This window comes from Enterorhabdus sp. P55, from assembly GCF_009911695.1.
In the GTDB taxonomy this organism is placed as follows: domain Bacteria; phylum Actinomycetota; class Coriobacteriia; order Coriobacteriales; family Eggerthellaceae; genus Enterorhabdus.
The window spans coordinates 24,658-33,834 of record NZ_QWKK01000018.1 but is presented as its reverse complement, the minus strand read 5'-3'; the positions used below and the strand labels follow the sequence as shown (position 1 = coordinate 33,834).

Sequence of the window (9,177 nt, the reverse complement as noted above, 5' to 3'; positions counted from 1 at the left end):
CGCCGGCGGCCCCCGCCGCGCACGACGCGGCCCCGAGCGCCCCGCCGTTGCAGGCGCCATCCGCCGCCCGCTCCGAGCAGGCGCGCTCCTCAAAGGCCGCCAGCGCGGCGGCCACGTGCGCGGCGTTGTGGTAGAGCGCCGGATCGGGATGCGCGTTGGAGAAGTTGCAGCGGCCGTTCCCCGTGGCCAGGATGGAGCGGCCTACGCGCTCGTCGGCCTCGTACACCGCCACGCGCGCGGGACGCCCCGCGCGGGCGCACGCCTCGGCCGCGGCGATGGCGGCGGCCAGCCCGGCGGCTCCCCCGCCTACGATGGCTATCACGTTCGCGGGCATGGCCCCACGCTCCTTTTCAACGAGAAGGCTCTGTGCTAGGATAGGGCCAGCGGACGCGCCTGAGGTGAGATGCAGGCGGCACCGTCGGTTTTATGCGAGGACCGCTAGCATCAACGAGCGGTCCTCTTCCTTATGGTGCCTCCCGAGCGTCTTGGCGAACGCCACCGCCTCCCGCAGCAACCCGACGACCGCAGTCGCAAGCCGCAATGCGAAAACGATACCATCCAAGCGAATCACCTCCCTCCGAAGAGCAAGGTGCCGCCCGGCGCCCAGGACTTACCATCCGCTGACCACCCGGCCATTCTAGCATCGCGCTGCGCGCCGCCTGCTCCCAATGACAACCCGGACGCAAAACAAGCCCTTCAGCGAGGGAGCCGTTTTGCATGAACCCCGCCCAAAAACCACGCAGGAGGACGCAATCCGATGCCTCAGCCATGACGCGACCAGGGGAAACGCGCTCTCCGCCCCAAACACGCCGACGGCGGGCCAGGGCCTTCTCGTCAGAAACCGCCGCCTTTGCGCTCGCACCGTGTCCCAGGGCCGAGACTCGCACCCCCGCACCGCAAGCCGCAGCCGGAACCCGCGCCCGACTTCGCGCCCGCCCCTCCCGCACCCCGACGCCCCGCCCCCCCGATGCCGACCGCCCGCGCCGCAGCCGAGCGATCCGCGTCCCGGCGCCGCCGGCGGGGCCCACACCACCCGCCCTCCACGGTCCAAGACCCTCACCCCAGGCGCCCGAAACGCGCCTCTGGGGGCTGCTGTTGCGACCTGCGTGCAGTTCTCGGCTCCAAAACTGGCCAAAAATGACGACCTGACGACATTCGCCAGCTAAAAACGGACGCTCCCCGGGAGCATCCGCGCCGTCTGCTCTACGCGACCTGGGGTTTTGCAAGCCCTCCACGCAAGCACCGGCTCAGCAGGCCGAAATTTCGTCGTCAGGTCGTCATTTTTGGCCAATTTACCGCGCCCCACTCGCGCACTCCTTCCGCCCCCCCGCGCGCTCCTTCCGCGTCCCCCCCACGCGCAAAAAAAGCGGCCCCGGTCTCCCGGGGCCGCTCGTGCGTCACGTCGCCAGCTGCTACTTGCCCTCAAGCTGCGGGATGGGCGTCTCGTCCACCTCGTCGAGGTTGTCTTCCCACACGTAGTGCTTCGTCTCGCGGGCGATCATGCCCGACAGCAGCAGCACCACGATGATATTGGGCACGGCCATGAGGGCGTTGGTGATGTCGGACACCGTCCACACCACGTCCCCGACACCGATGGCACCCAGGAATGCCACGATCACGTAGATCACCTGGTACGGGCGGATGGCGTGCTTGCCGAACAGGTAGGTGATGCAGCGGTTGCCGTAGTAGGACCACCCGAGGATGGTGGTGTAGGCGAACAGGATCATGCCGAACACGAGGATGGGCGTGCCGATGTAGGGAATGGACGCGAAGGCGGCGCTCGTCAGGTCGGCGCCGGCGGTGATGACGCCCTGCTCCATGATCCCCGGGTTGGCGAGCATGGTGGACACGAGCACGATGCCGGTGAGCGCGCAGATGACCACGGTATCCCAGAACGTGCCGGTCATGGACACGAGCGCCTGGCGGGCCGGGTTACGCGTAGAGGCGGCGGACGCCACGATGGGCGCCGAGCCCAGGCCGGACTCGTTGGAGAACAGGCCGCGGGCGCAGCCGAACTGCAGCGCCAGCATGAGGCCGGAGCCCACCGCGCCGCCGAAGGCCGCCTTGGGGGTGAAGGCGCACTCGAAGATCAGGCAGATGGCGGGCCACACGAACTCCCAGTTCATGCCGATGATCACAACACAGCCCCAGGCGTAGGCGAGGGCCATGAACGGCACGAGCTTCTCGCACACCTTGGAGATGAACTTGATGCCGCCGAAGATAACGAGCGACACCATGATGACGATGGCCAGGCCGATGCCCCAGGAAGGCACGCCCGGCATGTTGGCGGTGATGATGTCCGTCATGGCCGAGGACTGCACGGCCGAGCCGATGCCGAAGGAGGCGATGGCCGCGAACAGGGCGAACGCGCCGGCGCCGAGCATGGCCCACCAGGGAGCCTTGCCCTCCTTGTCCTTGAAGGCGCGGCGCCAGGCATACATCGCGCCGCCGAGCATGTTGCCGTTGTGGTCCTCCACGCGGTACTTGACGGCGGCGTAGGTCTCGGCGTACTTGGTGGCGATGCCGAACACGCCGGTCAGCCACATCCACAGCACCGCGCCCGGGCCGCCGGCCAGGATGGCCGTGCCCACGCCCACGATGTTGCCGGTGCCGATGGTGGCCGACAGCGCCGTGGTAAGCGCGCCGAACTGGCTGATGTCGCCGGGAGCGTCGGGATCCTTGGTCACCGAAAGCTTGATGGCGGTGGGGATCTTGCGCTGGATGAAGCGCGTGCGGAACGTCAGGAACAGGTGGGAGCCCAGCAGCATGATGATCATCGGCGGCCCCCACACGAAGGCGTCGATGCTGCTGATGGCGTCGATTATCACGTCCATCGTCGTCTCTCTTTCTCGCGGTGCGGATTGCCTTCGCGGAAAGGGACGCTGTCGAAAGGGTTTCGGCGGGACGAGGGCCGGCGCGGCCCTCCCCTGTCAGCCCGGCAGCCGGCCGGAGCGAGAGCCCCCGCCGAAGCCTTTTCGCCAGCACCACTTTACTCTGCGAAAGTGACCCGATTATAGGCAGCGAGAAAGCGATGCCGGGACGGCAAGCGCGAAAATATCAGCGAGCGGCACGGCGTTGCCCCAGTTGGGGCGCGGCAACCCCGCAAGACGGCACCGAGGGCGAGGGCGGCAGCCGGGTGCGAGAGGGGCGCTACTTGCCCTCGAGCACGGGAATGGGGCGCTCGCACACCTCGTCGAGGTGGTCGTCGTAGATGTAATGGCGCGTCTCGCGCGCGATGAGCCCGGAGAGCAGCAGGATGGCCACGATGTTGGGCAGCGCCATGAGGGCGTTGCCGATGTCCGACACCGTCCACACCACGTCCCCCACGCCCACGGCGCCGAGGAAGGCCACCGCCACGTAGGCCACCTGGTAGGGCAGGATGGCGCGCCGCCCGAGCAGGTAGGTGACGCAGCGGTTGCCATAGTAGGACCACCCGAGGATGGTGGAGTACGAGAACGCCACCATGCCGATGACGAGCACCGGCGTGCCCACATAGGGGATCTTGGCGAAGGCGGCCGAGGCCAGCGCCGCGCCGGTGTAGACTGACGGGCTGGCGAGGATCTCCTCCTGGATCTCCGGGTAGGTGAGCATGGTGGACACGAGCACCACGCCGGTGAGCGCGCAGATGACCACGGTCGACCAGAACGTGCCGGTCATGGCCACGAGCGCCTGCTCGGCGGGGTTGCGCGTGCGCGCCGCCGCGGCCACGATGGGGGCCGATCCCAGGCCGGACTCGTTGGAGAACAGGCCGCGCGCGCAGCCGAACTGCAGCGCCATGACGATGCCCGACCCCACCGCGCCGCCGAATGCCGCCTTGGCCGTGAAGGCGCACGCGAAGATGAGCGCGAGGGCATCGCCGAGCACCGCCCAGTTGAGCGCCAGGATGATGAGGCACCCGCCCGCGTAGGCCACGGCCATCACGGGCACGAGCGTCTCGCACACGCTCGCTATGGAGCGCACGCCGCCGAAGATGACCGCCGCCACGAGCACCACGATCACCAGGCCCACGGCCCACGCGGGCACCGGCAGCGACGAGGTGATGACGCCCGTCATGGCCGAGGCCTGCACGGCCGACCCGGTGCCGATGGTGGCCACCACGGCGAAGGCCGCGAAGGCGCCGGCGCCAAGCTTCGCCCACCAGGGCACCGTGCCGTCGGCGCGCTTGAAGGCGCGCTCCCACACGTACATGGCGCCGCCGAGCATGTTGCCGTTATGATCGCGCACGCGGTAGCGGATGGATGCGAACACCTCGACGTACTTGGTGGCCATGCCGAAGATGCCGGTGACCCACATCCAGAACACCGCGCCGGGCCCGCCCGCCAGGACGGCCGTGGCCACGCCCACGATGGACCCGGTGCCGATGGTGGCTGCGAGCGCCGTGGCCAGGGCCCCGAAGTTGGATATGTCGCCGCGCCCCTCCGGATCCTTGCGGAAGGACAGGCGGATGGCCTGGGGGAGCTTTCGCTGGATGAAGCCGGTGCGGGCGGTGAGGAACAGGTGGGTGCCCAGCAGCAGCACGATCATGGGCGGCCCCCACACGAAGGCGTCGATGGCTTGGAGTGTCTCTATCATGGCAGCCTCTGGTCTTGGCTCGGGAACGCAGGACGTTGCCCTCAGGTTACTCTTGTCGCCGTCCGCCTTGCGCGAACGACACGGGCACGTTACCATATCAGCGTTGAATTCTGTTTCAGGGCGGGGTGGAACTCCCCACTGGCGGTAAGCGGAAGGCGACGCGACGGCTCCAGCCCCGCGCGCACCGCGAGTCCGCGACCCGGGACGGCGGCCCTTCGGGGCGCATCGGCCCGGCTGACCCGGTGAGACTCCGGGACCAACGGTCACAGTCCGGATGGAAGAGGCAGACTACGCGACACGGACGGCTCTCGCCGCCGTCGCGCGCCATGCGGGCGCCGCGACGCGAGGCGCGGACGCGTCCCCACCGCATTGTCACAGGCCTGGGTGAATGGGAATTCACGCGGGCCTGTCTCTTTCCGCACGGGACGAGGGGAGCGGACCCGACTACCGGATCGTCCCGCGAAAGAGAGGCTCCCATGGAAGAGAAGTCCCCCGCCCGCGCGCCCAAGGCGCCCAAGCAGCCCACGGCCCAGGCCGCGCTGGCCAACACCAACGCCTGGTCCACCCGCCAGCTGGTGACCATGGCGCTCCTGTGCGCCATCGGCGTGCTGCTGTCCTTCGTCGAGTTCCCCCTGCTGCCGGGCGTCACCTGGCTCAAGTACGACGCGTCGGCCATGCCCGCGCTCGTGTGCGGCTTCGCCTTCGGGCCGGCAGGCGGCCTGGCCGTGGGCGTCGTCGGTGCCATCATCCACGGCATCCTCATGGCCGACTTCACCGGCGCGCTCATGAACATCCTCGTGGTCATCGGCTTCGTGGGGCCCGCCGCCTTCGTCTACGCGCGGCGGCGCACCTTCCGCGCCGCAGTGGCGGGCCTGACGCTGAGCGTCGTGGCCGCCATCGTCATGGCCATCGTGGGCAACCTGCTGCTCACCCCCAGCTGGCTCGGCGTGCCCCTCGATGCCGTGGTGGCGCTCATCGTGCCGGTGCTCATCCCGTTCAACCTGGCGAAGGCCGTCATCAACGCCGTGCTGACGCTCGTGGTGTACAAGTCCGTCTCCAACCTCATCACCCCGAGGAAAGACCAAGTGAAGGGCCGCTAGATGCAAGACGTGGGAAGCGAGCGAGCCGTGGTGCCGGACGAGGCGCCGGCAGGCGCAGCCAACGGGGACTTCGTCGTGTTCGAGGGGGCGTCGTTCACCTACGACGGCTCCTCCTTCGTGTTCGAGGAGCTCGACCTGACCGTGCCGCAGGGGCAGTTCTGCTGCCTGCTCGGCGGCAACGGGTCGGGCAAGTCCACCCTGGCCAAGTGCGTAAACGCCCTGCTCGTGCCCGACGGCGGGCGCGTGCTCACCTTCGGCCGCGACACGCGCGACGCCGACGCGGTGTACTTCATCCGCTCCAACGCCGGCCTCGTGTTCCAGAGCCCTGATGACCAGCTGGTGGCCTCGCTCGTGGAGAACGACGTGGCCTTCGGGCCCGAGAACCTCGGCGTGCCCGCGCCCGAGCTGGCGCGACGGGTGGCCGACGCGCTCGGAGAGGTGGGGCTCCAGGGCTTCCAGCGCCACGAGACCGCGACGCTCTCCGGCGGGCAGAAGCAGCGCGTGGCCATCGCCGGCGTGCTCGCCATGGACCCGGCCCTGCTCATCTTGGACGAGGCGAGCGCCATGCTCGACCCGCGCGGGCGCGCCGGTCTCCTGCGCGTGTGCCGCGAGCTCCACGCGGCGGGGCTCACCATCCTGATGATCACCCACTACATGGAGGAGGCGGCCCTCGCTGAGCGCGTGGTGGCACTCGACGCCGGGCGGGTGGCCCTCGACGGCACGCCTGAGGAGGTGCTCGTCCACGCCGAGCGGCTGCGCGCGCTCAACCTGGCCGTCCCCTTCGCCGCCTCCCTTGCCCTCGCCCTTCGCGAGCGCGGCGTGGCCGTGCGGCCCTGCGTGACGGGAGAGGAGCTCGCGCGCGAGCTGAGGGAGGCGAGGGCGAACCGGCCGGCGGCCTGCGCGGCGTCTCCCGGCGGCGGGCAGTTCCCCACGGCGGGGCCCGCGAGCGCGTCTGCGCACGAGGGGCGGGAGGCGAGCGAGCAGCCCTCCCCCGTCTCCCCCCTGCTCTCCTTCGAGGACGTCTCCTACTCCTACGGCGACCCGGAGCGCAAGGAGCGGCGGCGCAGGCGCAGGCCCCCGGCCGAGCGCGCTGCCTGGGGAGTCGACCCGCAGGCGGTATGGGCGCTGCGCGACGTGAGCCTCGAGGTGCGCTCCGGCGAGCTCCTCGGCATTGCCGGCCATACCGGCAGCGGCAAGAGCACGCTCATCCAGCACATGAACGGGCTCGCGCGCCCTACGCGCGGGCGCGTGCTCTTCCGCGGCGAGGACTTGGCCGACAAGGCCGTCGCCGCCCGCGCGCGCACGGCCGTGGGCCTCGTGTTCCAGTATCCCGAGCACCAGCTGTTCGCCGCCACCGTCTACGACGACGTGGCCTTCGGCCCGCGCAACCTCGGCCTTTCGCCTGATGAGGTGGACGCCCGGGTACGCAAGGCGCTTGGCGCGGTGGGCGTGGACGCCGACGCCGTGGGCGCCAAGAGCCCCTTCGAGCTCTCCGGCGGCCAGCAGCGCCGCGTCGCCTTCGCCGGCGTGCTCGCCATGGCGCCGGAGGTGCTCGTCCTAGACGAGCCGGTGGCAGGCCTCGACCCGCGCGGGCGCGAGGAGTTCCTCGCGCTTATCCGCCGCCTGCACGACGACGGCCTCACCTGCGTGATCGTGTCGCATTCCATGGACGACCTGGCGCGCATGGCCGACCGCGTGCTCGTGCTGAACGAGGGCGCGGTGCTCACCTGCGGCACGCCCGAGGAGGTGTTCGTCGACGAGGAGCGGCTGCACGACGTGGGCCTGGGCGTTCCCGAGGCGCAGGCGCTCGCCCTGCGCCTGCGCGCGGACGGCTGGCCGCTGCCCCGCGCCCTCTACGACGAGGCGTCCCTCGCCGACGACCTGGCATCCCTGCTCGTCTGCGCGAAAGACGCCCGTGATCAGGACGCTCCGCTTCCCGAGCGCGGCGAGGCCCCCCATGGGCGATAACGCGCTCTTCGGCCGCTACTGGCCCGGCGAGAGCGCGGTGCACCAGCTGGATCCGCGCGTGAAGCTGGTCGGGTCGCTCGCGCTCATGGCCATCGTCTTCGCCGCGACGAGCTGGCCGGGGCTGGCGGTGTGCGCCGCGTTCGTCGTCGGCTTCTACCTGGCTGCCGGCATCCCGCTCGGCCAGGCGGCACGCTCCATCGCCCCTTTGCTGTTCATCGTGGTGGTGACGGCACTCCTGAACGTGCTGTTCGTGCAGGGCGGGCAGGTCTACCTCCAATGGGGGCCGCTTATCGTGAGCGAGGCCGGCCTGCGCCAGGCGGCCTTCATCGCCGTGCGCCTGGTGCTCCTGCTGCTGGGCGTGAGCCTGCTCACGCTCACCACGACCACCCTCGACATCACTGAGGCCTTCGAGCGGCTGCTCACGCCGCTTGCCCGCGTGGGGGTGCCGGCGCACGAGCTGGGAATGATGATGGGCATCGCGCTCAGGTTCCTCCCCCAGTTCGCCTTCGAGCTGCGCACCGTGCGCCGCGCCCAGATGAGCCGCGGCGCCCGCTTCTCCGCCAACCCGCTGCGCGGGGGGATGGCGTCGCTCACGGCGCTCATGGTGCCGCTGTTCGCGAGCGCCTTCCGCCACGCCGAGACGCTCTCGGCCGCCATGGAGGCCCGCTGCTACCATGGCGGCGTCGGCCGCACGCGCCTGCACCCCCTCGCGCTCGCGCCCCGTGACGCAGGGGCTGTCGCCGCGCTCGCCCTCATGCTCGCCGCCGTCCTGGCCGCGAACGCGCTCTTCTAACCGTACCGAAACGGTGGCCGGCACCGCGTCGGCCCACCAAAAGGCTGCGGGCTGGCGGCGGGGAGGAGGATGCGAGGCGCTGCGCAGCTTGCGAAGCACCCCCTCCCCGCCGCCAGCCCGCAGCCGAGCAGAAAGGAGACCCATGACCACCGGAACCACCGCCATCGTCAACTACCTCACCAGCGTGCCGGCCTGGTACCTGGCCACCTGCGAGGGCGACCAGCCCCACGTGCGGCCCTTCAGCTTCGCCGCCGAGGAGGGCGAGCGCATCTGGTTCGCCACCGCCACCACCAAGGACGTCTACCGTGAGCTTGAGGCCAACCCCAAGTTCGAGCTGACCGCCTGGAAGCCGGGGTGCGGCTGGATCATCCTGCGCGGCCGCGCCGACCTGGACGACCGCGCGAGCGCCGCCGTGCGCGAGGAGGCCTGGCGCCACCTCGAGTCCCTCGGCGAGAGCTACGACGGGCCCGATGACGCACGCCTCACCCTCTTCTCGATGACCGGCGCCGAGGCCTGGCTCTGCGACATCGACGGCACCTGGGCCCCCATCGCCCTCTAGCCGCACGGGGATCGCGCGCAAACTGGCCAAAAATGACGACCTGACGACAGGTGTGCCCCTCGCACGGGAGCCGGCGTCGGCATTTCCCCAGGTCGGCTCTTCCGCAGAGGCAGCACGGCCGCTCAGGGAGGCTCCTGGAGCGTCGTTTTTGTCGTCAGGTCGTCATTTCTGGCCAGTTTCGCCGC

Annotated in this window: 7 protein-coding genes and 1 riboswitch; of the genes, 4 read left to right on the top strand and 3 right to left on the bottom strand. The window is 70.2% G+C overall.

Features of this window, described 5'->3' with window-relative positions; translation table 11 throughout:
• The 3 genes from D1643_RS03425 to D1643_RS03415 form a co-directional block, all read right to left on the bottom strand.
• Positions 1-334, bottom strand: a 334-nt coding sequence (locus tag D1643_RS03425) for an NAD(P)/FAD-dependent oxidoreductase (RefSeq protein ID WP_160708662.1), incomplete at its 3' end; no start/stop codon positions are given.
• A gap of 1,078 nt (positions 335-1,412) precedes the next feature.
• Entirely contained in the window at positions 1,413-2,834 is a 1,422-nt protein-coding gene (locus D1643_RS03420) for a sodium:alanine symporter family protein (RefSeq protein ID WP_160708660.1), read from the bottom strand.
• A 316-nt stretch (positions 2,835-3,150) separates the two neighbouring features.
• Positions 3,151-4,572: a sodium:alanine symporter family protein gene (locus D1643_RS03415; RefSeq protein WP_160708658.1), complete on the bottom strand. Its 1,422-nt coding sequence runs from the start codon at positions 4,570-4,572 to the stop codon at positions 3,151-3,153.
• A 107-nt stretch (positions 4,573-4,679) separates the two neighbouring features.
• Positions 4,680-4,862, top strand: a riboswitch (FMN riboswitch).
• Between the two features lie 291 nt (positions 4,863-5,153).
• Between D1643_RS03415 and D1643_RS03410 the strand changes: the two genes are divergently transcribed.
• The 4 genes from D1643_RS03410 to D1643_RS03395 all read left to right on the top strand — a co-directional run bounded on the left by D1643_RS03410 (position 5,154) and on the right by D1643_RS03395 (position 8,992).
• Positions 5,154-5,672: an ECF transporter S component gene (locus D1643_RS03410; RefSeq protein ID WP_236643349.1), complete on the top strand. Its 519-nt coding sequence runs from the start codon at positions 5,154-5,156 to the stop codon at positions 5,670-5,672.
• Positions 5,673-7,640 (top strand): ABC transporter ATP-binding protein, encoded by a 1,968-nt coding sequence (locus tag D1643_RS03405; protein ID WP_160708654.1) that lies wholly within the window; start codon positions 5,673-5,675, stop codon positions 7,638-7,640.
• Positions 7,630-8,433, top strand: a complete 804-nt coding sequence (locus D1643_RS03400) for an energy-coupling factor transporter transmembrane protein EcfT (protein WP_160708652.1) — start codon at positions 7,630-7,632, stop codon at positions 8,431-8,433. Before D1643_RS03405 ends, D1643_RS03400 begins: the two co-directional genes overlap by 11 nt.
• Positions 8,434-8,575: 142 nt before the next feature.
• Entirely contained in the window at positions 8,576-8,992 is a 417-nt protein-coding gene (locus D1643_RS03395) for a pyridoxamine 5'-phosphate oxidase family protein (RefSeq protein WP_160708650.1), read from the top strand.
• The last annotated feature ends 185 nt before the right edge of the window (positions 8,993-9,177 follow it).

What these genes read in the sequence shown, in the direction of transcription:
- D1643_RS03415 (WP_160708658.1), bottom strand. Translation starts at nt 4,572, where the DNA reads ATGATAGAGACACTCCAAGCCATCGACGCCTTCGTGTGGGGGCCGCCC.
- D1643_RS03420 (WP_160708660.1), bottom strand. Translation starts at nt 2,834, where the DNA reads ATGGACGTGATAATCGACGCCATCAGCAGCATCGACGCCTTCGTGTGG.
- D1643_RS03410 (WP_236643349.1), top strand. Translation starts at nt 5,154, where the DNA reads ATGGCGCTCCTGTGCGCCATCGGCGTGCTGCTGTCCTTCGTCGAGTTC.
- D1643_RS03395 (WP_160708650.1), top strand. Translation starts at nt 8,576, where the DNA reads ATGACCACCGGAACCACCGCCATCGTCAACTACCTCACCAGCGTGCCG.
- D1643_RS03400 (WP_160708652.1), top strand. Translation starts at nt 7,630, where the DNA reads ATGGGCGATAACGCGCTCTTCGGCCGCTACTGGCCCGGCGAGAGCGCG.
- D1643_RS03405 (WP_160708654.1), top strand. Translation starts at nt 5,673, where the DNA reads ATGCAAGACGTGGGAAGCGAGCGAGCCGTGGTGCCGGACGAGGCGCCG.